The following is a 23,273-nucleotide window of genomic DNA, read 5'->3' on the forward strand; positions in this document are numbered from 1 at the left end:
GGTGCCCCCGCGTTCCGGTGGGACGCGGGGGCACCGTTGTGCGTACGGGTCGTGCTCAGTCGCCGATCAGGGCGTCCACGAACGCCTCCGGCTCGAAGGGGGCCAGGTCGTCCGCGCCCTCGCCGAGGCCGACGAGCTTGACCGGGACGCCCAGCTCCCGCTGAACGGCGACGACGATGCCGCCCTTGGCGGTGCCGTCGAGCTTGGTCAGCACGATGCCGGTGATGTCCACGACCTCGGCGAAGACCCGGGCCTGGGTCAGGCCGTTCTGGCCGGTGGTGGCGTCCAGGACCAGCAGGATCTCGTCCAGCGGGCCGTGCTTCTCCACGACGCGCTTGACCTTGCCGAGCTCGTCCATGAGGCCGGTCTTGGTGTGCAGCCGGCCGGCCGTGTCGATGAGCACCACGTCGGCGCCCTCGGCGATGCCCTCCTTGACCGCGTCGTAGGCGATCGAGGCCGGGTCGCCGCCCTCGGGGCCGCGTACGGTGCGGGCGCCGACGCGGTCGCCCCAGGTCTGGAGCTGGTCGGCGGCGGCCGCGCGGAAGGTGTCGGCCGCGCCGAGCACCACACTGCGGCCGTCGGCGACGAGCACGCGCGCGAGCTTGCCGGTGGTGGTGGTCTTGCCGGTGCCGTTGACGCCGACGACCATGATCACGCCGGGGGTGTCCTCGCCACTCTCCGTCTTCACCGTGCGGTCGAAGTCGGTGCCGACCAGGGTCAGCAGCTCCTCCTTCAGCAGGGCGCGCAGGTCCGCCGGGGTCCGGGTGCCGAGCACCTTGACCCGCTCGCGGAGCCGGTCGACGAGCTCCTGGGTCGGGACGACGCCGACGTCGGCGACGAGCAGGGTCTCCTCGATCTCCTCCCAGGTGTCCTCGTCGAGGTGCTCCCGGGAGAGCAGCGTGAGCAGGCCCTTCCCGAGGGAGTTCTGCGACCGGGCGAGCCGGGCGCGCAGCCGGACGAGGCGGCCGGCGGTGGGCTCGGGCACCTCGATCGCGGGCGCGGCCGGAGCCTCGGGCTCCGCGACGGGGGCTTCCGCGACCGGCGCCTCCGCGGGAGCCTCCGCCTCCGGGAGGACGACCTCCTCGATGGTGCGGCGGGGTTCTTCCGCCGTCTCTACGGCGTCCTCCCCCACCTGCGGTTCGGCGGGCGGGGCAGTGATGGTCGGCGTGCTCGGCGGCGCCGGGGGCAGCTGCTTCTTCTTGCGGCTGCTGACCACGAGCCCGCTGATCGCGCCGACCGCGACCAGGGCGATGACTACAGCAAGGATGAGGATGTCCATAACGCGTTCAGTATGCGTGACACCCCGGCCCGGACCCGGTTTGCGCAGGTGGGGCTCGCGGGCCTGGCCTCCGGAAGCCCTACAGGGACCGTAAGCCCCTTTACCTCGCGTTCTGCTGCAAACGTATGATGGTGGGCAAATCCCCCCACCTCTCACGGAGCACCCATGCCTGCCGACGCCCCGACCGGCGCACCCGACAGCGTGATGGAGACACGCGGACTGGAACCCATACCGGACGGAGAGCGCGGCGGCAGGGTCCGCGAGCTCGTGCCGACCTGGGTCGCCGCCAACATCAGCGTGCTGCTGCTGACCATGGGCGCCGGGCTGGTGATCTTCAACGGGCTGAACATCTGGCAGGTGCTCGTCGTCGCGTTCGCCGCGCCGGTGGTCTCGTACGGGATCGTCGGGCTGATCTCCATCGCCGGGAAGCGCGGCGGCGCCCCGGGCATGGCCCTTTCGCGGGCCGTGTTCGGGCAGCGCGGCAACCTCTTCCCGGGCGCGCTGATCTGGGTGGCCCGGTGGGGCTGGGAGACCATCAACGCGGTCAGCGGGGCCTACGCCGTCCTGACGGTGCTCGGCCTGCTCTTCGGCGTGAAGAGCAGCACCCCCCTCATCGTCGCCACCCTGCTCTTCTTCGTGGGCTGCACCTTCGTGGTCTCGGGCCTCGGCATCAACGCGCTGCGCGTCTGCTCGAAGTGGTCGACGTACCTCTTCGGGGCCTTCAGTGTGCTCGTGCTCGGCTACCTGGTCGCCACCACCGACTGGACGGCGGTCTTCGGCAAGCCCGCGGGCTCCACGGCGATGATGATCGCGGGCATCGGCACCATCGCGGCGGGCGGCATCAGCTGGGTCCCGTCCGGCCCGGACTTCACCCGCTACCTCCCCCGTACAGCCTCCTCCGGGGGCATGGTGGGCGCGACGATCGGCGGGGCCGGCGTCGTGGTGCTCCCCATGGTGCTCATGGGCGCGGTGATGGCGGTCGGCACCCCGGACCTGGCCCGCGCGCAGGACCCGGTGTCCTTCATCGGCGCGCTGCTGCCGGCCTGGATCGCGGTCCCGTACCTGCTCGTCGCGCTCGTCGGCATGCTGCTGATCAACTCGATGTCCATGTACTCGGCCGGCTTCACCGCGCAGACCCTGGGCATCAGGGTGCCGCGCGCCTGGGCGGTCAGCGTCAACGCCGTCATCAGCCTGGTCTTCGGTTTCCTGCTGATGGTGGTCGCCACCAGCTTCTTCGGCTCCTTCATCTCCTTCCTGACGCTGCTGGCGGTGGCCTTCTCCGCGTGGATCGGCGTCTTCGGCGTCGACATGCTGCGCCGCAAGGAGTACGACGGCCCCGCACTGCTGGACACCACCCCGGGCAGCGCCTACTGGTACAAGGGCGGTTTCGCCTGGCAGGCGATGACCGCGTGGGCCGCGGCCCTGGTCGTGGGGCTGCTGTTCACCGAGGTGGACTGGTTCGGCGGGCCCCTCGCGGGCACCTGGATCGGGCGGAACGGGCTCGGCTGGGCCGTCGGGATCCTGACTTCGGGGCTGCTGTACGCCGTACTGCCGCGCACCCCCGCTCCGGCCGTGCCCGGTCCCGCCGGGGAGCGGGAGCCCGTCGGATCCCTGTCCAACTGACGCCACGTCAGCTAGCGTCCCTCTTCGCCCGCCCACCCACACCCGGCGAAGGGGGACCACTCCATGCCCATCACCGTGGCCCGGTTCAACCTCGTCGACCCGAACGGCACCCCGGAGTCCCTCTCCGCCCGCTACAAGGCGGCGCTGGAGATGGCCCGGTACGCCGACGACCTCGGGATCGACACCATCCAGACCGAGGAACACCATGGCACCGGCAACAACTGGCTGCCCTCCCCCTTCGCCTTCGCGGGCGCGGTGTTCGGCGCCACCCGCCGGATCGCCGTCACCGTCTCGGCGATCATCGGGCCGCTGTACGACCCGCTGAAGGTGGCCGAGGACATCGCCGTGCTGGACCTGCTGAGCGGCGGCCGCCTGGTCACCGTCGCGGGGATCGGCTACCGGCCCGAGGAGTACGAGCAGCACGGCGTGGAGTGGGGCCGGCGCGGGAAGCTCCAGGACGAGCTGCTGGAGACCCTGCTGAAGGCGTGGACCGGCGAGCCGTTCGAGTTCCGCGGCCGCACGGTCCGGGTCACCCCGAGGCCCTTCACCCAGCCGCATCCGATGCTGCTGGTCGGCGGGAGTTCCGAGGCGGCGGCGCGGCGCGCGGCCCGGCTGGGGCTGCCGTTCTTCCCCAGCGCCCACCTGCCGGAGCTGGGGGCGTACTACAACGCGAAGCTCGCCGAGTACGGCACGGAGGGCTTCTGCATGATGCCCGCCGCCGAGACCCCGCTGCTGCACATCGCGGAGGACCCCGACCGGGTCTGGGCCGAGCACGGCGAGCGCTTCCTGCACGAGGCGGGCACGTACGCCTCCTGGCAGTCCAAGGACATCCGCAGCGCCGTACGGTCTGGCGCGCGCTCGGTGGCCGAGCTTCGTGCGGAGGGCGTGTACCGGATCCTCACCCCGGACGAGGCGGTCTCGTACGCCCGGGCGGCCGGCGAGGCGGGAAACCTGGTGCTGCACCCGCTGTGCGGCGGGATGCCGGTCGACGAGGGCTGGCGCAGCCTGCACCTGCTGTGCGAACAGGTACTGCCCCGGCTCAAGGACTGAGCCGGGGCAGTATCGAGGAGAAGGGGCGTTGGCGGGGGTTGGTTACCCCATCTCCTCCAGCGCCTTGCCCTTGGTCTCCGGCACCCATTTGAGGATGAAGGGGATCGAGAGCAGGGCGAAGCCGGTGTAGATCATGTAGGCGCCGGACAGGTTCCAGTCCGAGAGCGTCGGGAACGAGACCGTGATGGCCCAGTTGGCGATCCACTGGGCGGCCGCCGCGACGCCGAGGGCCGCGGCCCGGATGTGGCCCGGGAACATCTCGCCGAGGAGCACCCAGACCACCACGCCCCAGGAGAGGGCGAAGAAGAGGACGAAGCAGTTGGCCGCGACCAGCGCCACGATGCCCTGCGCGTGCGGCAGGGAGATGTCGTCGCCGGTACCGGACTTGAACGAGAACGCCCAGGCCGCCAGGCCCAGCGAGATCGCCATGCCGGCCGAGCCGATGAGGGCCAGGGGCTTGCGGCCGAGCCGGTCCACGAGCGCCATCGCGATGACCGTACCGACGATGTTCACCACGGAGGTCTCGAAGGAGTACAGGAAGGAGTCGCTCGGGTCGATGCCGACGGACTGCCACAACAGGGAGCTGTAGTAGAAGATCACGTTGATGCCGACGAGCTGCTGGAAGACGGACAGGCCGATGCCGACCCAGACGATGGGCAGGAATCCGAACCGGCCGCCGAGCAGGTCCTTGAAGGTGGACTTCTGCTCGGACCGCATGGCGTGCTCGATCTCGGCGATGCGTCCGTCGAGGTCGACGCGCTTGCCCTCCACCTCGGCGAGCACCTTCCTGGCCTCGGCGTTGCGGCCGACGGAGACGAGGTAGCGCGGGGATTCGGGGATGACGAAGGACAGCAGTCCGTAGACGACGGCCGGGACGACCATCACCCCGAGCATCCACTGCCAGGCCTCCAGGCCGGCGATGTCTCCGCGCTGGTCCCCGTCGGCGAGGTTGAGGATGCCCCAGTTGACGAGCTGGGAGACGGCGATGCCGATGACGATGGCGGCCTGCTGGAAGGAGGCGAGCCGGCCGCGGTAGGCGGGCGGGGACACCTCGGCGATGTAGGCGGGCCCGATGACGGAGGCCATGCCGATGCCGAAGCCGCCGATCACGCGCCACATGGCGAGGTCCCAGAGGGCGAACGGAAGGGCCGAGCCGATCGCGCTCGCGGTGAAGAGGACGGCGGCGATCTGCATGCAGCGGATTCGGCCGATCCGGTCGGCGATACGGCCGGCCGTGGCGGCGCCGAGGGCGCAGCCGATCAGCGCGGCGGCGATCACCTGGGCGAGCGCCTCGGAGCCGACGTCGAAGCGTTCCCGGATGGCGACGACGGCGCCGTTGATGACGGAGCTGTCGTAGCCGAAGAGGAAACCGCCCATGGCCGCGGCGGCGGCGATGAAGATGACGCGGCCGAGGTGCTCGGGCCGCGGCGTGGCCGATCCGCCCGACGCCGGTTCCTGCGCTGTGCTGGTCAAGGTGTGCTCCGTGGGGGTTTTGTCCGTTCTCCTAGTGGTGCACAGTTCAAGATCGAGCACCACCCGAAGGCGGGAGACAGCGGAGCGAGCTTATGTGTTCAATTTCTGAAGTCAATACCCGGGCCTTGGTGCACGCGTCCGGGATACCTGCGGAGTGTGATTCATTTCTTGAACAGAATGGCTCTCAGCGGAGGCGCTGGCTGATGACCTTCGAGACCCCGTCGCCCTGCATCGAGACGCCGTAGAGCGCGTCGGCGACCTCCATCGTCCGCTTCTGATGGGTGATCACGATCAGCTGCGAGCTCTCCTGGAGCTCCTCCATGATGCGGATCAGCCGCTGCAGGTTGGTGTCGTCCAGGGCGGCCTCCACCTCGTCCATCACGTAGAACGGGCTGGGCCGCGCCTTGAAGATGGACACCAGCAGCGCCACGGCCGTCAGCGAGCGCTCGCCACCCGAGAGCAGCGACAGCCGCTTGACCTTCTTGCCCGGCGGACGGGCCTCGACGTCGACGCCGGTGGCGAGCATGTTGTCGGGATCCGTGAGGACCAGCCGGCCCTCGCCGCCGGGGAACAGCCGCGAGAACACTCCTTCGAACTCCCGCGCGGTGTCGTGGTACGCCTCGGTGAAGACCTGCTCGACCCGCGCGTCCACCTCCTTCACCACTTGAAGGAGGTCGGCCCGGGTCTTGCGCAGGTCCTCCAGCTGGGTGCTGAGGAACTGGTGCCGCTCCTCCAGGGCGGCGAACTCCTCCAGGGCCAGCGGGTTGACCTTGCCGAGCTGCTGGTAGGCGCGCTCGGCGGCCTTGAGCCGCTTCTCCTGCTGCGCCCGTACGAAGGGGCCGGGCCGGTTGCGGGGGTGTTCGGGATCCTCCGGCAGCTCCTCGCCGTCAGCGGGCGGGGACGGGGGCACCGGCTGGTCCGGCCCGTACTCGGCGACGAGTCCGGCGGTCTCGATGCCGAACTCCTCCAGCGCCCTGCCCTCCAGCGCCTCGATGCGCAGCCGCTTCTCGGCGCCGAGCACCTCGCCGCGGTGCACGGAGTCGGTGAGCTTGTCGAGCTCGCCCTTGAGGTCGCGGCCGTGGTCGCGGGCACCGGCCAGCTCCCGCTCGCGCAGGCCCTTGGCGTGCTCGGCCGCGGCGCGTTCCTCCTCGGCCCGGCGCAGCGACACCTCCACGTGGGCGAGCAGCTGCCGGGAGCCGTCGGCGACGGCCCGGGCCACCCGTGCCTCGTACGCCATGCGCGCGCGGCGGCGCTCGGCGCGCGCCCGGGCCTCCTCCTCGGCCCTGGCGGCGCGGTCGAGCGAGTCGGCCCGTCCGGCCAGCCCCTTGACCCGCTCCTCGTGGGTCCTGAGCTGGAGCCGGGCCTCCATCTCGGTCTGGCGTGCGTTGGCCCCGTCGGCGGCCAGCCGGTCGCGCCGGGAGGAGTCCGGCTCCTCCTCCACGGGGATCTCCTCGGCCGTCGCCAGCCGCTCGGCGCATTCCTCCACCTCGGCCAGCGCCTGCTCCAGCGCGTCCTGCGCCTTCGCCGCGGCGGTGACGGCGCGTTCGGCTTCGCCGGCCGCCCCCTTGGCCTGTCCGGCGAGCCGTCCGAGCTGCTGCGCGACCCCGGCGCGGGCCTGTTCGGCGGCCCGCCGCCGCTGGGCGAGCTCCTCCACGAGCGCGGCCGTGGCCCGGCGCCGTGCCTGGGCGGACTCGCGGGCCTCCGCGAGTTCGCTGCAGCGCTGGTCCAGCCGGGCCAGCTCCTGGGCGGCCTCGTCGACGGCGGCCTGCACCTCGATCAGGCTGGGCGCGGCCGAGGAGCCGCCGTGGGCGAGGTGCGCGCCGAGGACGTCCCCGTCCGCGGTCACGGCCACGGCGCCCGGGTTCCGTACGACGTACGCCTCGGCGTCGTCGAGCGTGCCGACGACGACGTGGTCCCGCAGCACCCACCCGACGGCGCCGCGCACTTCGGCGTCCCCGCGGATCAGCTGGGCGGCGGGCACGGCTTCGCCGAGGACCGGCACGCCGGTCGGCACCGCCGGGGAGGCGGCTGCGCCGCCGGGGCTCCGCCCCGGACCCCGCTCCTCAAACGCCGGAGGGGCTGGACGGTGCACGGCCACTTCGTCCGCGGCCCCGGGCACAGCCGGGTGCTGATGCCCCAGCCCCGCCGGCGTTTGAGGAGCGGGTCCGGGCAGAGCCCGGTTACGGGAAGGGGCGGGGTGGGGGAAAGAGCCTTCCCCCGCACCCCCGCCCAACGGCTGGTCGGGACCCGGGCCCTGCCCCGGAAGGGCGGTCGGGCCGGTCGCCGTCGAGGAGCCCGGCCCGCCCGGGGAGGCTGCCGGGGCGGCGGCAGCCATCGGGGAGCCGCCCTGCCCCGGGACAACGGGTGGTGGGGTGATCAGGAGGGTCGCGCGGCCCGCGTCCGTGTCGCGGAGGTGCCGGATGGCATCGGCCGCCGCCCCCGGCGACGCCACCGCCAGCGCGTCCGCGGCCGAACCCAGCGCGGCAGCCACCGCGGCTTCGTACCCAGGGACCACGGAGAGCCGCTCGGCGACCGGGCCCAGGACTCCCGCCAGCCGCTGGCGCGCCGCGAGCAGCGCGCCCGTGCCGTCCTTGCGGCGCAGCCCCAGCGCCAGCGCGTCCCGCCGCGCCGACACCGCCGCCCGCGAACGCTCCGCCTCGGACAGGGCGTCCCGTGCCGCGGACAGTCCCGCCTCCGCGGCCGTCAGTTCCGCCCGGGCCGCCTCGTGCTCGGCGTCCAGCGAGGGTTCGTCGAGCCCGCCGACCTCCTCCGCCAGCGCCTCGTACTCCGCCTGCGCGGCACCCGCCCGGCGCTCGGCCTCGTCGCGCGCCGCAACCAGCCGGTCGATCTCGGCCTGCGCCGCCCCCGCCCGGGAGCGCGCGGCGCCGAGCCGGCCCGTCAGCCGGGCCAGCCCCTCGCGCCGGTCCGCGATGGCCCGGGCCGCGTCCCGCAGCCGTCGTTCCTCCTCGGCGAGCGCCCGCTCCAGCTCGCCGCGGTGCTCGGCGGTGTCCTCCAGCGCACGCGAGGCCGCCTCCAGGGCGGCCGTGAGTTCAGCCTCCTGCTCGCGGATCCGCCCGGCCTCCCGCCGCATGTCCTCCGGGTCGCGGCCGCGCCGCTCCTCCTCGGCCGGAGCCGTCGCGCTCTTGACCCGCGCGTCGGCCAGGGACGCGGTCCCCCGCACCCGCTCGGCCAGTTGGGACAGCTCGTACCAGGTCTGCTGGGCCCGCTGGAGCCGCGGGGCCAGCTCGCGTACCGCCGCCTCCAGTTCCGCCTCCCGGCGCAGCGCGTCCGCGAGCTGCGCCTCGGCGGCCTCCTTGCGCTCCTTGAGGGCCGCCTCGTCCGCGAGCTCCTCGTCGAGCGCCCGCCGCAGCGTGACCAGGTCGTCGGCGAGCAGCCGCAGCCGGGCGTCGCGCAGGTCGGCCTGGATCACGGCCGCCCGCCGGGCCACGGCCGCCTGCCGTCCCAGGGGCTTGAGCTGCCGCCGCAGCTCGTCCCCGAGGTCCTGCACGCGCGCGAGATTGGCCTGCATCGCGTCCAGCTTCCGCAGCGCCTTCTCCTTGCGCTTGCGGTGCTTGAGGACTCCGGCCGCCTCCTCGATGAAGGCGCGGCGTCCCATGGGGTCGGCGTGCAGGACGGAGTCCAGCTGGCCCTGGCCGACGATGACGTGCATCTCGCGGCCGATGCCGGAGTCGGAGAGCAGTTCCTGGATGTCGAGCAGGCGGCAGGTGTCACCGTTGATCTGGTACTCGCTGCTGCCGCCGCGGAACATGATCCGGGTGATGGTGACTTCGGCGTAGTCGATGGGCAGCGCGCCGTCGGAGTTGTCGATCGTCAACGACACCTCGGCGCGCCCGAGGGGCGGCCGTCCGGTGGTGCCGGCGAAGATGACGTCTTCCATCTTCCCGCCGCGCAGGGACTTGGCGCCTTGTTCGCCCATGACCCAGGACAGCGCGTCCACCACATTGGACTTGCCCGAGCCGTTCGGACCCACGACACACGTGATGCCGGGTTCGAAGCGCAGGGTCGTGGCGGAAGCAAAGGATTTGAAGCCACGCAGGGTCAGGGACTTGAGGTGCACGCCGCCGGACTCTACCCTTCGCGTTCTGTTTCACCCATGAAGGTGCGGGGCGCAACTGGCGTCAAAGGAATGGCCGGGCCCGGTCCGACGCCTCGCGGCGCGGTCCTGAAAGAAAGAAGGGACGCCGGAGCGTCCCTTGCAGATCATGCCGGGCTCGAAGTCGAGCGACGAGTAGCGCGGATCAGGTGAGCGCAGGCTCCGCCTGGGGTACGTCGATGTCGATGCGGTCCAGCAGCGAATCTCCGTCGTGCTGGGCGGCGGCCGCGTTCAGCGCGTCGTTCTCGGACTGAATCCGTACGAGCTCGGACTCGAGGTCCTGGACGCGCTGCTGAAGCCGTCGCATCTCGGCGAGGAGTCGCGGGTCGGAACCGCCGACGTAACCGAGAAGCGCCTTTGCCATGATGGATGGTCCTCCACACTGAGTGACCGACCGAAGCGGTGTGGGTCGTGAGGGAATCGCACCCGCGGATGTCCGACTGCGACTGACAGTCACTGCGCTTGTCACTGCCAACCTGCCAAACAGCTCAGGTGCGCGGGGCTTCCAGCGTCTCACCAAAAAGTTTGACGGTCAACACGATCACGCCCCGTATCGGCGGGCAGCCCGGCCCGCGCAAGGGGCTCGGAGATCATCCTCGTCTCCGAGCCTTCCACGGATCGGGGGCGCGGGCAACGTTTCGGCGAGGAACGCGCAGTTCCGACCGTATGCGGTCGCTTCACGGGTGTGATCAGTACATGATCAGTCGATCGGTCAACGGATCGCGAATCCGTCGTAGCCACCGCGCGGTGTGCCCCAGATCTCTGTCACTCCGTCCACCTGCCCGGGCGTGTCGCAGGAGCGCAGCCAGTCGAGGAGCCGGTGGCAATTCTCACGTTGACCCTCGGCCACCACCTGCACTCGCCCGTCGTCGAGGTTGAGCGCGAAGCCGACGAGCCCGCCGATCCCCAGAGCGTTCTCCCTGGTGAACCAGCGGAAGCCCACTCCCTGTACACGGCCGCGCACCCAGGCGGTCAGGCGGACATCTTCATTCATGCGTGAACGCTAACCGGGCAAACGATTTTGGAGCACATCGCCCCCCTTGTCCCATGGCGTACAGTCGCGCACCAATGAGCTCACCCGTTCGGGCGAGCAAACACCGATCATGATCTTACAAGGAAGGCACGACGCCGATGGGACGCCACGCTCTCCCCGCCGCACCGCGCCCCGGTGGCGCGCGCCGCACCGCACTGCGCTCCGGTCTGCTGGGTGTGGCGGTGGCGGTGGCCCTCGGCACGGCCGCCGTCAGCACCGGCATGGTGCCGGTCGGCGGATCCTTCCCGTACGTGGGGGTCAGCCCCGCGGGGGACGCGGGCGGGAAGAAGGCGGAGGCGAAGGCCTCGCCGAGCCCCGACCGAGAGGTCCAGCCGCTGGGCGGGCTCGCCCATCTGCCCGGCCGGGCTCCGCAGACCCAGATCCCCTCCCCCGCCGTGAGCCACTCGGCCCCGGTCCCGCCCTCGGCCTCCGCGAGCCCGAGCCCTTCCGCGTCCCCCTCGCCGAGCGCCACACCCAGCGCCGCACCGAGCGCCGCGCCTTCCGCCGAGCCCGCGGCGAAGCCGGCCGCGAAGCCCGCGGCCGAACCCGCCGCCAAGCCCGAGCCCGAGGCCGCGCCGGCCACCAAGGCTCCGGAGAAGACCGCCGCACCGGAGAAGACCGCCGCCCCGGCGCCGGCCACCCCGACGGACGGGCACTCCGCCGAGGAGGCCGCCGTACTGCTCCTGGTGAACCAGGAGCGCGCCATGGCGGGATGCGGACCGGTGCGGGCCAACCCGCCGCTGGCGACGCTCGCGGAGGCCTTCAGCAAGGACATGGCCGCCCGCGCCTTCTTCGACCACACGGACCCCGACGGGCTCAGCCCCTGGGACCGCGCCGCCAAGGCGGGCATCGGGGGCCTCGGCGGCGAGAACATAGCCCGCGGCCAGGGCGACGCCGAGTCCGTGATGAAGGCCTGGATGAACAGCCCCGGCCACCGGGCGAACATCCTGAACTGCGAGTTCCGCACCCTGGGTGTCGGCGCGTACTTCGCCGCCGGCGGCCCCTGGTGGACCCAGGACTTCGGCTTCTAGTGCCGTGACCGGCCGGACCCGTCAGTCCCGGCCGGTCAGAGCGCGGCGAGCGCCGCGCGACCCGCCACCACGACGCGGGCGTGCTCGGCGACGCGACGGCCGAGGTGCTCCGCGGTGGCGATGTCGGCCTTGTGCACGCCCTCCGGACCCTCGTCCGAGTTGGTCTGCGCGGCGGCACCGGCGAAGACGCCGAGACGGTTCAGGTCGTTCTCCGAGGCGGTGCTGGAGTTCCAGCCCGGCTTCAGGCCCAGGTTGACCCAGCTCATGCCGTGCTGCGCGGCGAGGATCTGGAAGAACTGCAGGGTGTGCAGCTTGTCGCCGCTCTTGGACGCGGAGTTGGTGAAGCCCGCGGCCACCTTGTCCTGCCAGGCGTCGCCGAACCAGCGCTTCGAGGTCGCCTCGGCGAAGACGTGGAACGCGCCGGAGGCGGTGCCCATGTAGGTCGGCGAGCCGAAGACGATCGCGTCGGACGCGTCGAGCAGCTCCCACTGGGCGTCGTCGATCTCGTCCACCTTGATCAGGTGGACGGTGGCCCCGGCCTCGGCGGCGCCGCTGCGCACGGCCTCGGCCACGACCGCGGTGTGGCCGTAACCCGAGTGGTAGGCGATCGAGACGACGGGTGCGTGCGTGATACCGGACAAGGTGATCTCTCCCTCGGAAAGCGTTCTCGTCGCTCCACGAGGTGCGGTGCGACGAGAAGAAGCAAAGCACTAACTTTTGGAAAGCGCAACCCGTCGGTTAGCGCTGCAGAGGAGTACGCTTTGCTCATGGAGACACCAGCCGTCTGTACCGAGGCCGCCGCGGCCGGACCACCGTTCGACGTCTTCGCGCGCGCCTGCCCCTCCCGCGAGACCCTGGAACACGTCACCGGCCGCTGGGGCAGCCTGACCCTCGGCGCCCTGCGCGAGGGCCCGTGCCGCTTCAACGAGCTGCGCCGACGGGTGGAGGGGGTGAGCGAGAAGATGCTCTCCCAGACGCTGCACGCGCTGGAGCGCGACGGCGTCGTCCACCGCGAGGCGCAGCCGACCAACCCGCCCCGCGTGGACTACGAGCTGACACCCCTCGGCGTCGAGGTCGCGGACCGGCTGCTCTCCCTCATCCACTTCCTGGAGGGGAACATGACGCAGGTGCTGTCCGCCCGGCAGTCCTACGACGAGACGCGCGGCGGCCGCTGACAGCGCGGGCAGAAATAGCTCGACCGGTTCATCCACGGCCGGCGCCGCATGGGCGTGCCGCAGCGGCGGCAGGGCTCGTCCTCGCGCCCGTAGGCGTCGAGCGAGCGGTCGAAGTAGCCCGACTCACCGTTGACGTTGACGTAGAGGCTGTCGAAGCTGGTGCCGCCCACGGCGAGGGCGGCGTTCATGACGTCCCGGACGTGGCCGAGGAGTTCCGCGCTCCGGGGACGCGTCAGATTGGCGGTGGGGCGCTCGTAGTGCAGTTTGGCGCGCCACAGCGCCTCGTCGGCGTAGATGTTGCCGACCCCGCTGATCAGCGACTGGTCCAGCAGCGCCCGCTTGACGGTGGTCCGCCTGGCGCGCAGCGCGAGATGGTAGGCACCCTCGTCGAACAGCGGGTCCAGGGGGTCCCGGGCGATGTGCGCGATGACGTCGGGCAGTCCGTCGGGCGTGTTCTCGTGCAGCGAGAGTCCGCCGAAGGTCCGCTGGTCGACGAAGCGCAGCTCCGTCCCGAGGCCGTCCTCGAACCGCACCCTGATCCGCAGGTGCTTCTCGTCGGGGGCGTCCTGCGGCTGCACGAGCAGCTGCCCGCTCATCCCGAGGTGGCCCAGCACGGACTGGTGCCCGCCCTCCAGCGGCAGCCACAGGTACTTCCCGCGCCGCTGGGGCACGCCGATCGTCTCCCCGCGCAGCCGAGCCGCGAAGTCGGCCCCGCCACCCGCGTGGCGCCGTACGGCCCTCGGGTGCAGGACCTCGACGGCCTCCACGGTCCGCCCGGCCACCCAGCGCTCCAGGCCCCGCCGCACGACTTCGACCTCGGGCAGCTCGGGCACGGTGTTCCTCCGGAGGATCGGATCGGTCTCTCTTCCGCGAGCCTACCGACCCCCGGGGCGGACGCCGGAAACAGGTCCGCCCCGCCGCCTGCTGCGCAGGTGACGGGGCGGGGCAGCCCGAAGGCGAAGGAAGGGTCAGACGCCCGGCGCCGGTTCGGCGGGCTTCGGCGCCCCGCCGTCCGCGGCCTCGGCCGGAGCGGCCGCGGCAGCGGCCTCGGCCGCGATCCGCTCGTCCGCCGCGGCACGGATCCCGCGCCACGCGGACTCCGCCGCCTGCTGTTCCGCTTCCTTCTTGCTGCGGCCGGTGCCGGTGCCGTACGAGACACCACCGACGCGGGCGGCAGCGGTGAAGGTCTTCTCGTGGTCCGGGCCGGTCTCCGTGACCAGGTATTCCGGTACGCCAAGACCTTCGGCGGCCGTGAGCTCCTGGAGGCTGGTCTTCCAGTCCAGGCCGGCGCCGAGGTTCGAGGACTTCTCGATGAGCGGGTCGAAGAGCCGGTGCACCAGCTCCGAGGCCGCGTCGAGACCCTTGTCGAGATAGACCGCGCCGATCACCGCTTCAAGGGTGTCGGCGAGGATGGAGGCCTTGTCCCGGCCTCCCGTGCCCTCTTCGCCCCGGCCGAGCCGGATGAAGGAGCCGAGTTCGAGGCCGCGTCCGACCTCCGCAAGTGCACGCGAGTTGACCACCGCGGCCCGGAGCTTGGCCAGCTGGCCCTCAGGGAGATCGGGGTGGGTCGTGTACAGCGTGTCCGTGACCACCAGGCCCAGCACGGAGTCCCCGAGGAACTCCAGGCGTTCGTTGGTGGGCAGACCGCCGTTCTCGTACGCGTACGAACGGTGGGTCAGCGCACGCACCAGAAGGGCGGACTCGAGTCGATACCCGAGCCGCCCTTCCAGAAGCGTGTGGGACGAGGCCGCGTTGTTACTGTCTGCCTGCTTCTCAGCGTTGGACAGCTCAGACATTGCGCCTCTCACCAGCCGCTCAGACCTCGAGGACCTGGCGCTTGTTGTAGGTGCCGCAGCTCGGGCACGCAATGTGCTGGAGCTTCGGCTCCTGGCAACGCTCACACGAAACCAGGGTGGGGACCGCAGCCTTCCACTGCGACCGGCGGTGGCGCGTGTTGCTGCGCGACATCTTCCGCTTCGGAACAGCCACGGCTACTTCTCCTGCTTCTCGGCGGCGCCCTGAACTCCGTCAGAGGCAGTGCCGCTCATGTTGTCCTTCTCGCCGTCCTGATCGGTCACGACGAGTCCTTGCAAAGCCGCCCAACGGATGTCGACGGCGTCATGGTGGTGGTCCGGGTCCTCGTTCAGGCTGAGCCCGCAGTCGGGGCACAGTCCGAGACAGTCCTCCCGGCACACCGGCTGCATGGGCAGTGCGAGCACCACCACATCCCGCAGCACGGGTTCGAGGTCGAACAAGCCGTCCTCAAGGTAGAGCGTGTCCTCGTCGTCCTCGGCGTCGTCGGCCGGCTCCGCCTTGGGGCGGCCCCGGTCGTCGGCGTCAGGGTACGAGAACATCTCCTGGAAGTCCGCCTTGAGCTCGCGCTCCACGGACTCCAGACACCTTACGCACTCACCTACGGCCGATGCACGAGCGGTGCCTGTGACAAGCACCCCTTCCATGACCGACTCGAGACGGAGACTGATCTTGACCGGGGCGCCTTCCGGCACTCCGATGACCCCGGCGAGACCGAAGTCCGCCGGCGCCTCGATCTCACGGGACAGCCGCTGCATGGCACCAGGACGCCGACCCAGCTCGTGCGTGTCGAACACGAGGGGGTTGCGGTGGTCGAGGCGGGTGTTCAGGGCCGTTCCTGCTTTCACAGATCGCTGAAGATCAAGATTTCCGCCACTTGAGGGCAGCATGGATCGCGGTGCATACGCGCGACCGAACAGCCAGGATACCCGCCGCTTCGCTCTGAGCCCAATCCGGGGCTAGCGCCCCTGCTCGTACTGGCGCAGCTGGTCCAGGTTGATCATGCCCGTGTCGAAGAAGCTGGTCTCGTCGAGCGCGGGCTGCTGGGCGGCCTGCGGCTGGGACTGCGGCTGCCCGTAGGCCGCGTACGGGTCGGGCTGTCCCTGGTGGTAGCCGGCGTACGGGTCCGGCTGCCGGCCGTCGTAGGACGTCTCGTAGGCCACGCCCGCGCCGTCGGTGCCCGTGTAGGGGTCCACGTAGGCCGCGGTGTAAGCCGCTCCGGTGGAGCCGGTGCTTGCACCGGGGTACGCGTCCTGCTGCCCGGCGTACGAGCCCGCGTACGCCGCCCCGGCCGCGTCCGCGCCCTGGCCGGAGTACATGTCGTACACGGGTTCCGCCTGCGCGGGGATCTGGGGGGCCGCCGGGGCTGCCGGCTCGGCCAGGCCGGCCAGGAAGTCCGCGTCGCTCGCCGAGCGGGAGGCCTGCCCGCCCGCGGCCTCCTGGGCGGCCATGTGGGCCCCCAGGTCGTCCGTGGGCACCCGCCCCAGCAGCTTCTGGCGGCCGCGGCCCACGGCCTCCAGCGTCGCGGACAGCACCGCCTCGAAGGTCGCCAGCTTGGTGTCCACGTACGCGTCCGCCTGCTGCCGCTGCGTCTCGGGGTCGTGGCTGCGCTCGGGCGCCTCGGCGTCGGCGTAGCCGTGCTCGTCGAGGCCGGGGCCGCGGCCCAGCAGCTTCTCCCGGCCCCGGTCCACCGAGCCGATGGTCTTGGTCAGCACGACCTCGAAGTTGGCGAGCTTGCTGTCGACGTAGTCGTCCGCCTCGGCGCGGATCTCCTCGGCCTCCCGGCGGGCCTCCTCCAGGATCCGGTCCGCCTCGGCCTGGGAGCGCCGCGCGATCTCGGTGTCGGAGATCAGCGAGCCGCGCTGGTTGTGGGCCGACTCGATGATCCGCTCCGCCTCCCGGCGGGCCTCCTCGACCATCTGCTCCCGGCCGCCGATGAGTTCCTGGGCCTGGGCGAGCGAGCCGGGGAGGGCCTGGCGCACCTCTTCGAGCCGGTCGAGCAGCTCGGCGCGGTTGATCACGCACGAGGCCGACATGGGCATGGACCGGGCGCCGCCGACGGCCGCGACGATCTCGTCGAGCTTCTTCTGCACGTCCATGGGGGCTCGCACTCTCTCGGCCTCGGGCGGTTCCTGAGACGGACGGCACGACTGTAAGGCCAGCGGGCGCGGGTCCGACACCGCCTGACGCCCCGTCAGGCGGCGGCTCGCCGGATCAGCGGTCGCGCAGCCGCTCCATGAGCGCCGCGTGCACGTGCGCGGGCAGCAGGTGGGCCACGTCGCCGCCCCAGGCCGCGACCTCCTTGACCAGCGAGGAGGACAGGAAGCTGTAGGTGGGGTTGGTCGGCACGAACAGCGTCTCGACGCCGGAGAGACCCATGTTCATCTGGGCCATCTGGAGCTCGTAGTCGAAGTCGCTGACGGCGCGCAGCCCCTTGACGATGGCCGGAATGTCCCGCTGCTTGCAGAAGTCGACGAGCAGCCCGTGGAAGGACTCGACCTCGACGTTGCCGTAGTCGGCCACCGCCTCGCGGATCAGCTCGATCCGCTCCTCGACGGTGAACAGGCCCTTCTTCGACTGGTTGATCATCACGGCGACGTGGACGACGTCGTAGAGCCTGGAGGCGCGTCCGATGATGTCGAGGTGTCCGTTGGTGATGGGGTCGAAGGACCCGGGACAGACGGCGCGGCGCAACTGAGCTCCCTCGTTCATGAGTCTTCGCTGGTGAAGGCGGCGCGACCGTACCAAAGGGTGCCCTCGCCGTACTTCCGGGACCGCAGCGGCTCGAAGCCCTCGGGCCACGGGAAGGCGCCGCTCCTCGTGCTGCGCTCCACGGTGACGAGCGCATCGTCCGTGATCCAGCCATTGGACCGGAGTGTGAGGAGGATCTCCCGCAGTTCCGTGTGGTCCACGGCGTACGGCGGGTCCAGGAAGACGATGTCGTACGGGTCTGCGGGCGCGGCTCCCGCGATGAGCTGTTCGGCCTTGCCCGCCCGGAATTCGGCACCGGGCAGGCCCAGCGCCCTGATGTTGTCCCGGATCGCCTTGGCGGCCTTGGCGTCGGCCTCGACCAGCAGGGCGTGGGCCGCGCCGCGCGAGAGGGCCTCCAGGCCGACGGCGCCTGAGCCGCCGTACAGGTCGAGCACCCGGGCCCCTTCGACGCCGTGCAGCGACTCCCAGGTGGAGAAGAGCCCTTCGCGCATCCGGTCCGAGGTCGGCCGGGTGCCGGTGCCGGGGGGCACGGTCAGCCGTCGCCCGCCGGCGCTGCCGGCGATCACGCGGGTCATCTGGGGGTCCTTCGATCTTCGGGGACAACGGGCACCCCCATTGTCAGCCCTTCTCCAGGTACTGCTCCCGCTCGGTGTCGAGCAGTGCGCCCAGCGCGGTGCGCAGCCCGGGCAGCCGCTCCAGCTCCGGATCGGCGGCGACCACGCGGCCGGCCTCCTCGCGGGCCTGGGCGATGACCTCCTCGTCCTCGATGACGGACAGCACCCGCAGCGAGGAACGCACACCGGACTGGGCCTGGCCCAGCACGTCGCCCTCGCGGCGCTGCTCCAGGTCGATCCGGGAGAGTTCGAAGCCGTCCAGGGTGGCGGCGACGGCGGCCAGCCGGGCGCGGGCGGGGCTCGCCTCGTGCATCTCGCTGACCAGCAGGCACAGCCCCGGCGCGGAGCCGCGGCCGACGCGGCCGCGCAACTGGTGGAGCTGGGAGACACCGAAGCGGTCCGCGTCCATGATCACCATGACGGTGGAGTTCGGGACGTTCACCCCGACCTCGATCACGGTCGTGGCGACCAGCACCTTGACCTCGCCGGCGGCGAACCGGCGCATCACGTCGTCCTTGTCGGCCGGGTCCATCCGGCCGTGGAGCACTTCCACCGACAGCCCGGCGAGCGGGCCGCGCCCGAGCTGCTCGGCGATGTCCAGGACGGCGAGCGGCGGCCGCCTCTCGGCGTCGTCCTGCGCGGAGCCCTTCTTCTTCGGCTCCTCCTCGTCTCCGATGCGGGGGCAGACCACATACGCCTGGTGGCCCTTCTCCACCTCCTCGCGGACCCGTTCCCAGGCCCGGGCGAGGAAGTGCGGCTTGTCCTTGGCGGGGACCACGTGCGTGGCGATCGGGGAACGGCCGGCGGGCAGCTGGTCGAGGACGGAGGTCTCCAGATCGCCGAAGACGGTCATCGCGACGGTGCGCGGGATCGGGGTCGCGGTCATGACGAGCAGGTGCGGCGGCTGCTTCCCCTTGGACCGCAGGGCGTCGCGCTGTTCCACGCCGAAGCGGTGCTGTTCGTCGACGACGACCAGCCCGAGGTCGTGGAACTGCACCTTGTCCTCGATCAGCGCGTGCGTGCCGATCACGATCCCGGCCTCGCCGGTGACCAGGTCGAGCAGCGCCTGCCGCCGTGCGGGCATCCCCATGGACCCGGTGAGCAGCACCACCTTGGTCCCCTGGTCCGAGCCGCCCAGCATCCCTCCCTCGGCCAGCTCGCCCATCATCTCGGTGATGGAGCGGTGGTGCTGCTGGGCGAGCACCTCGGTGGGCGCGAGCATGGCGGCCTGTCCCCCGCAGTCCACGACGGCGAGCATGGCCCGCAGCGCGACCATCGTGTTGTGCGTGACGGTGAAGTTGTCCGTCACATAGGCACGGCTCGGGTGCTCGACGCTGATGCACTGGACCGGCTTGGCGCCGACGTGCTCGACCTTCCGGATGCCGCGCCGGAAGGTGCTGCACTTCGGCCTCGGCCGCACACGATCCGCCTTCCGCGGCAGCCGGAACGGCTCGAACTCCTCAGGCAGGGCAACAGAGACGCTGCAGGCCCCCTTCTCGGGCAGCACTCGAGCACGTCCGCCGAGGGAGCGCACGAGCCAGGCCACGTCCTGCGCCAGCCGGAGCGAGGCGGAGCGGAACGAAATACTCATTCCGTTCGCGTCAAGCGTCCCGTCCGTGTCCAGGAGCCCTTGCAGGACCGCCAAACGGTCCTTGACCGGTGCGTTCTTGTAGACGTCCGGGACGAACTCGTCGGCCAGGATCTCCCCGTCCGCGGTGGACAGTCCCAGGTTGTTCCGGAACGAGCCGTCGCCGATGAGAACGCCCGTCAGGTAAGGATCGAGCGGTTGGCGGTCACCGTTCCCGAGGTCCACGGGGACGGCTACCGGCAGGTACCACTTGGCGGATCCATTGGCCTCGTGCAGGTCCGATCGGATCTCCCTCGTGGTCATCACCTCGGGCTCCTGGCCGCGGTCCCATCCGCAGCTGGTGCCGACGATCCACAGGTGTTCGTCGTCGCACTCGACCGAGCTCCCGTCCGAGAGCACCACCCTCCACACGTCACGTTCCCCCTGAGGGAAGACGCCCCCGACGCGTGCGATCTCGCCGCTCGGCACCACCACCTCGTCCCCGACCTCGATGTCGCCCATGGGCCGGAAGCCCGCAGGCGTCAGCACCAGCGCGTCGAGGGGCTGGGCCTTGCCCGATCCGACCTCGCCCTGGAGGAGGCGGTGCATGGGGTGTTCCGTGGCCAGGTCGTCGAAGATCTCCTTGGAGACGTTCTGCTGGCCCTCGGTGAGGGTGAACGGGAGTCCGGCGTCGAAGGAGTCGAGCAGGCCGCCGGGGCCGGGGCGCCGGGGGACGGCCGGGAGCTGGGCGTCGGCGTGCCGGCGGCGGGCCAGCGCGACCTGGAGGACGAAGGCCTCGTCCCACTTCAGGCGTCGGCGGGCGTCCTCCACGTCGGCCTTGGAGGCCGGGCGGTGGATCTTGAGGAGGGCCTCGGTGAGCGGGACCAGCCCGCGGCCGTCGCGCAGGGCGGCCGGCAGCGGGTCCACGACCTCGTGGGCCCTGGGCAGTACGGCGTCCACGCACTTGGCGATCTTCCAGGACTCCAGTTTGGCGCAGGCCGGGTAGATCGGGATGAGCTGGCTCGCGAAGGCGGCGGCCGCGTCCCGGTCGGAGGCGTCCGCGCCGAGCGGCTCGTACGCGGGGTGGGCCAGCTGGAGCTTGCGGTTGAACATCGAGACCTTGCCCGCGAACATCGCGCGGCTGCCGGGCAGCAGTTCCTTGTGCGGTTTGTGGACCCCGGCGCCGAAGAACACGAGCTGGAGGCGGCCGTTGCCGTCGGTGATGGTGACTTCGAGGCGCTTCCCGCCGCCGCGGCTGCCCTGGTAGGTGAGCAGCCGGGCGTCGGCGACCTGCGCGACGACGGTGACGTGCTCGTCGATCTGGTCGGCGAGATCGGCCAGCGAGGTCAGCTCGCCGCGCTCGGCGTACCGCCGCGGGTAGTGGTGGAGCAGGTCCAGGGCCGTGTGCAGGCCGAGCTGCTCAGCCAGCACCTTGGCGGTGGCGGGGCCGAGCGTCTTCTTGAGGTCTTCGTCGAGCGCGGGCACGGGTTCATTGCACACCATCGCGCTGACAAGCCGGCTATTCCACCCCGATGAGCAGCGGCGCCGACCAGCGCCCGCCCCGGTAGGTGACGGTGTCCACGGCCAGGTGCCCCTGCTGCACGTACGCCTCCAGGCGCTCTGCGAGGGCGTCCGGCACGTCGGGGCCCAGGACCAGGGTGACGAGTTCGCCGCCGGAGCCGAGCATCCGGTCCAGGACGGCCTCGGCGGTCTCGGGCAGGCCCCCGCCGATCACGGCGACGTCCCCGTCGATCAGGCCGAGCACGTCGCCGGCCTGGCAGATGCCGGCCGAGGTGAAGGACTGCCGTTCGGCGACGGCCAGTTCCCCGTAGCGGGTGGCACCGGCGGCCGCCGTCATGGCGACCACGTCCTCGTCGAAGCTGCCGTCCGCGTCGTGCACGGCGAGGGCGGCCAGGCTCTGGACGGCGGAGCGGGTGGGGATCACCGCGACCCGTACGCCCTCGGCGCGCGCCCGGTCGGCGGCGGCGGACGCCACCGCCCGCAGCTCGGCGCTGCCGGGCAGCAGGACCACCTCGCGGGCGTGCGCGCGCCGTACGGCTTCGAGGAGTCCGCTGACGTCCGGGGTCTCCCCGGCGCGAGCGAGCACGGTGGTCGCGCCTGCCTCCTCGCACAGCCCGGCCAGGCCCTCGCCCGGGACCACGGCGACCACGGCCCGCTGGACGCGTTCGCCGCGCGCCCGGCGCCGTTCGTCGCCGAAGTGCGTGATCCGTATCCGGTAGGGGCGGCCGGCCACGACTCCGGCCTCGACGGCCGCGCCGGGGTCGTCGACGTGGACGTGGACGTTCCACAGTCCCTCGCCGCCGACCACCACCAGCGAATCCCCCAGCCCGTCGAGCCGTACGCGCAGCTCCTCCACCGCCTCGTCGGGCGCCTCCAGGAGGTAGACCACCTCGTAGGCGGGCCCGGCCTCCTGCTCGCAGGGCTCGGACGGCTCCGGTACGGGCACGGTCCGGCCCCGGAACTCCTCGGGGGCCGGCTCCTGCCCGGACAGCGCCTGCCACAGGGCCCCCAGGACGGCGACCAGTCCGCAGCCCCCCGCGTCGACCACCCCGGCCCGGCCCAGCGCGGCCAGCTGCCCGGGGGTCTCGGCGAGGGCGGCGCGGGCCGCCCCGTAGGCGGCCCCGGCCACGTCGGCGGCGGTCCCGGCCGCGGCCCCCGCGGCCTCGCCGGCCCGGGCCGCCGCCGCGGCGACGGTGAGCATGGTGCCCTCCACGGGGTGCGCGACAGCGTGGTACGCCTCCTCGGCGGCCCGGGTCAGCGCCTGGGCCAGCCGCCGGCCCGGGCCGTCGTCGCCGGGGGCGCCCGGCTCGTCGCCCAGCACGTCGGCCACGCCCCGCAGCAACTGCGCCAGGATGGTCCCGGAGTTGCCGCGGGCGCCTATGAGCGCGCCGTGCGCGTAGGCCCGTACGGCCTGGGCGAGGGAGGCGGGCGCCGTGTCCCGCGTCACTTCGGCGACGGCGCGGGCGCCGGATTCGGCGGTGAGGTAGAGGTTGGTGCCGGTGTCCGCGTCGGCCACCGGGTAGACGTTGATCGCGTCGATGTCCTCGCGGGCCCGGCCCAGTGCGGTCAGGGCCAGCGAACTCCAGGTGCGCACCGCTTCGGCGTCGAGCTCGTCGGCGTGCTGCGGCTGCGGCTCGTGCGGCACCGGGCGTTCCTCCTTGTGCGGGCCAGGGTTCACCGCAGGGTAACGCCGGACTGCCGGGGCGACGGGACCGCGGGGCGGGAGCGGCGGCGGCCGTGGTAGTTTTCTTGGACGGGAGCAGTCGTTGTATGCTGCTCCGGTTGCCCGACGAGAGTCGGGCCATTCTTCCGGCAAACCACTTCAGACCTCTGATCCGGTGCGCCGGATTTCACTGTAATTGCATCTGAAGTTTTGGAGTGACCTGTGGCTGCCAACTGCGACGTTTGCGCCAAGGGGCCGAGCTTCGGCAACAACATCTCCCACTCGCACCGCCGCACCTCGCGTCGCTGGAACCCGAACATCCAGCGCGTCCGTGCCGTGGTCAATGGGACGCCGAAGCGCCTCAACGCCTGCACCTCGTGCATCAAGGCCGGCAAGGTCTCGCGCTGACGCCTCCCGTCGTAGCGCAGCCCTACCGGTTGCCACGAAAGGCCGGTTCACCTCTGGTGAACCGGCCTTTTGTCTTGTCCTGAGGCCGTCGGGGGGGGGGGGGGGGGGGGGGGGGGGGAGGGGGGGGGGGGGGGGGGGGGGGGAGGAAGGGAGGGGGGGGGGGGGGGGGGGGGGAGGAGGGGGGGGGGGGGAGGGGTA

The 23,273-nt window shown here is 71.9% G+C and carries 20 protein-coding genes; 5 read left to right on the plus strand and 15 right to left on the minus strand.

Annotation, left to right across the window (positions count from 1 at the left end):
* Positions 1 to 55: 55 nt before the first annotated feature.
* Complete coding sequence (ftsY, locus tag ACZ6Y1_RS10965; RefSeq protein WP_469625959.1) at positions 56 to 1,279, minus strand: signal recognition particle-docking protein FtsY; 1,224 nt, start codon at positions 1,277 to 1,279, stop codon at positions 56 to 58.
* 165 nt (positions 1,280 to 1,444) lie between these two features.
* Here ftsY and ACZ6Y1_RS10970 point away from each other — a divergent pair, with 165 nt between their 5' ends.
* The gene (locus tag ACZ6Y1_RS10970) at positions 1,445 to 2,902 is read left to right on the plus strand and encodes a cytosine permease (protein ID WP_469625961.1); all 1,458 of its coding nucleotides are present in this window, start codon (positions 1,445 to 1,447) and stop codon (positions 2,900 to 2,902) included.
* A gap of 63 nt (positions 2,903 to 2,965) precedes the next feature.
* Positions 2,966 to 3,952: an LLM class flavin-dependent oxidoreductase gene (locus tag ACZ6Y1_RS10975; RefSeq protein ID WP_469625963.1), complete on the plus strand. Its 987-nt coding sequence runs from the start codon at positions 2,966 to 2,968 to the stop codon at positions 3,950 to 3,952.
* A gap of 42 nt (positions 3,953 to 3,994) precedes the next feature.
* On the opposite strand, the gene ACZ6Y1_RS10980 is transcribed toward ACZ6Y1_RS10975, so the two are convergent.
* The 4 genes from ACZ6Y1_RS10980 to ACZ6Y1_RS10995 form a co-directional block, all read right to left on the minus strand.
* Positions 3,995 to 5,425 carry a sugar porter family MFS transporter gene (locus tag ACZ6Y1_RS10980; protein WP_469625965.1) on the minus strand — a complete coding sequence of 477 codons (1,431 nt, stop codon included), beginning with the start codon at positions 5,423 to 5,425 and terminating at the stop codon, positions 3,995 to 3,997.
* Between the two features lie 184 nt (positions 5,426 to 5,609).
* Entirely contained in the window at positions 5,610 to 9,503 is a 3,894-nt protein-coding gene (locus tag ACZ6Y1_RS10985) for an AAA family ATPase (protein ID WP_469625966.1), read from the minus strand.
* 181 nt (positions 9,504 to 9,684) lie between these two features.
* Positions 9,685 to 9,903 carry a hypothetical protein gene (locus tag ACZ6Y1_RS10990; RefSeq protein WP_030708500.1) on the minus strand — a complete coding sequence of 73 codons (219 nt, stop codon included), beginning with the start codon at positions 9,901 to 9,903 and terminating at the stop codon, positions 9,685 to 9,687.
* A 348-nt stretch (positions 9,904 to 10,251) separates the two neighbouring features.
* Positions 10,252 to 10,533: an acylphosphatase gene (locus tag ACZ6Y1_RS10995; RefSeq protein WP_469625969.1), complete on the minus strand. Its 282-nt coding sequence runs from the start codon at positions 10,531 to 10,533 to the stop codon at positions 10,252 to 10,254.
* Positions 10,534 to 10,670: 137 nt separating this feature from the next.
* Here ACZ6Y1_RS10995 and ACZ6Y1_RS11000 point away from each other — a divergent pair, with 137 nt between their 5' ends.
* On the plus strand, positions 10,671 to 11,603 hold the full coding sequence (locus ACZ6Y1_RS11000; protein ID WP_469625970.1) for a CAP domain-containing protein: 933 nt from the start codon (positions 10,671 to 10,673) through the stop codon (positions 11,601 to 11,603).
* 35 nt (positions 11,604 to 11,638) lie between these two features.
* Here the strand turns inward: ACZ6Y1_RS11000 and ACZ6Y1_RS11005 are convergent, their stop codons facing one another.
* A complete protein-coding gene (locus ACZ6Y1_RS11005; protein ID WP_469626591.1) occupies positions 11,639 to 12,235 on the minus strand; it encodes a flavodoxin family protein in 597 nt (198 codons plus the stop codon).
* A gap of 135 nt (positions 12,236 to 12,370) precedes the next feature.
* Between ACZ6Y1_RS11005 and ACZ6Y1_RS11010 the strand changes: the two genes are divergently transcribed.
* Positions 12,371 to 12,778, plus strand: a complete 408-nt coding sequence (locus tag ACZ6Y1_RS11010; RefSeq protein ID WP_469625972.1) for a winged helix-turn-helix transcriptional regulator — start codon at positions 12,371 to 12,373, stop codon at positions 12,776 to 12,778.
* On the opposite strand, the gene mutM is transcribed toward ACZ6Y1_RS11010, so the two are convergent.
* The 9 genes from mutM to ACZ6Y1_RS11055 form a co-directional block, all read right to left on the minus strand.
* Positions 12,751 to 13,611 (minus strand): bifunctional DNA-formamidopyrimidine glycosylase/DNA-(apurinic or apyrimidinic site) lyase, encoded by an 861-nt coding sequence (gene mutM, locus ACZ6Y1_RS11015; protein WP_469625976.1) that lies wholly within the window; start codon positions 13,609 to 13,611, stop codon positions 12,751 to 12,753. The genes ACZ6Y1_RS11010 and mutM overlap by 28 nt on opposite strands.
* Before the next feature lie 135 nt (positions 13,612 to 13,746).
* Entirely contained in the window at positions 13,747 to 14,574 is an 828-nt protein-coding gene (gene rnc, locus ACZ6Y1_RS11020; RefSeq protein WP_469625978.1) for a ribonuclease III, read from the minus strand.
* Between the two features lie 19 nt (positions 14,575 to 14,593).
* Positions 14,594 to 14,767, minus strand: a complete 174-nt coding sequence (gene rpmF / locus ACZ6Y1_RS11025; protein WP_003965982.1) for a 50S ribosomal protein L32 — start codon at positions 14,765 to 14,767, stop codon at positions 14,594 to 14,596.
* Positions 14,768 to 14,769: 2 nt separating this feature from the next.
* Positions 14,770 to 15,480 (minus strand): YceD family protein, encoded by a 711-nt coding sequence (locus tag ACZ6Y1_RS11030; RefSeq protein ID WP_469625980.1) that lies wholly within the window; start codon positions 15,478 to 15,480, stop codon positions 14,770 to 14,772.
* Positions 15,481 to 15,549: 69 nt separating this feature from the next.
* Positions 15,550 to 16,689, minus strand: a complete 1,140-nt coding sequence (locus tag ACZ6Y1_RS11035) for an ATP synthase subunit B family protein (RefSeq protein WP_469625983.1) — start codon at positions 16,687 to 16,689, stop codon at positions 15,550 to 15,552.
* A gap of 115 nt (positions 16,690 to 16,804) precedes the next feature.
* Complete coding sequence (gene coaD, locus ACZ6Y1_RS11040; protein ID WP_384745246.1) at positions 16,805 to 17,284, minus strand: pantetheine-phosphate adenylyltransferase; 480 nt, start codon at positions 17,282 to 17,284, stop codon at positions 16,805 to 16,807.
* A 14-nt stretch (positions 17,285 to 17,298) separates the two neighbouring features.
* Positions 17,299 to 17,877, minus strand: a complete 579-nt coding sequence (gene rsmD / locus ACZ6Y1_RS11045) for a 16S rRNA (guanine(966)-N(2))-methyltransferase RsmD (protein WP_469625985.1) — start codon at positions 17,875 to 17,877, stop codon at positions 17,299 to 17,301.
* A 43-nt stretch (positions 17,878 to 17,920) separates the two neighbouring features.
* Positions 17,921 to 20,986 carry a helicase-related protein gene (locus ACZ6Y1_RS11050; RefSeq protein WP_469625987.1) on the minus strand — a complete coding sequence of 1,022 codons (3,066 nt, stop codon included), beginning with the start codon at positions 20,984 to 20,986 and terminating at the stop codon, positions 17,921 to 17,923.
* Positions 20,987 to 21,002: 16 nt separating this feature from the next.
* A complete protein-coding gene (locus ACZ6Y1_RS11055) occupies positions 21,003 to 22,649 on the minus strand; it encodes a DAK2 domain-containing protein (protein WP_469625989.1) in 1,647 nt (548 codons plus the stop codon).
* A 240-nt stretch (positions 22,650 to 22,889) separates the two neighbouring features.
* On the opposite strand from ACZ6Y1_RS11055, the gene rpmB reads away from it, so the two are divergent.
* Positions 22,890 to 23,075, plus strand: coding sequence for a 50S ribosomal protein L28 (gene rpmB, locus ACZ6Y1_RS11060; RefSeq protein WP_007266795.1), 186 nt, complete (start codon positions 22,890 to 22,892; stop codon positions 23,073 to 23,075).
* Positions 23,076 to 23,273 lie beyond the last annotated feature (198 nt).

The organism is Streptomyces sp. NPDC053432, assembly GCF_055585365.1.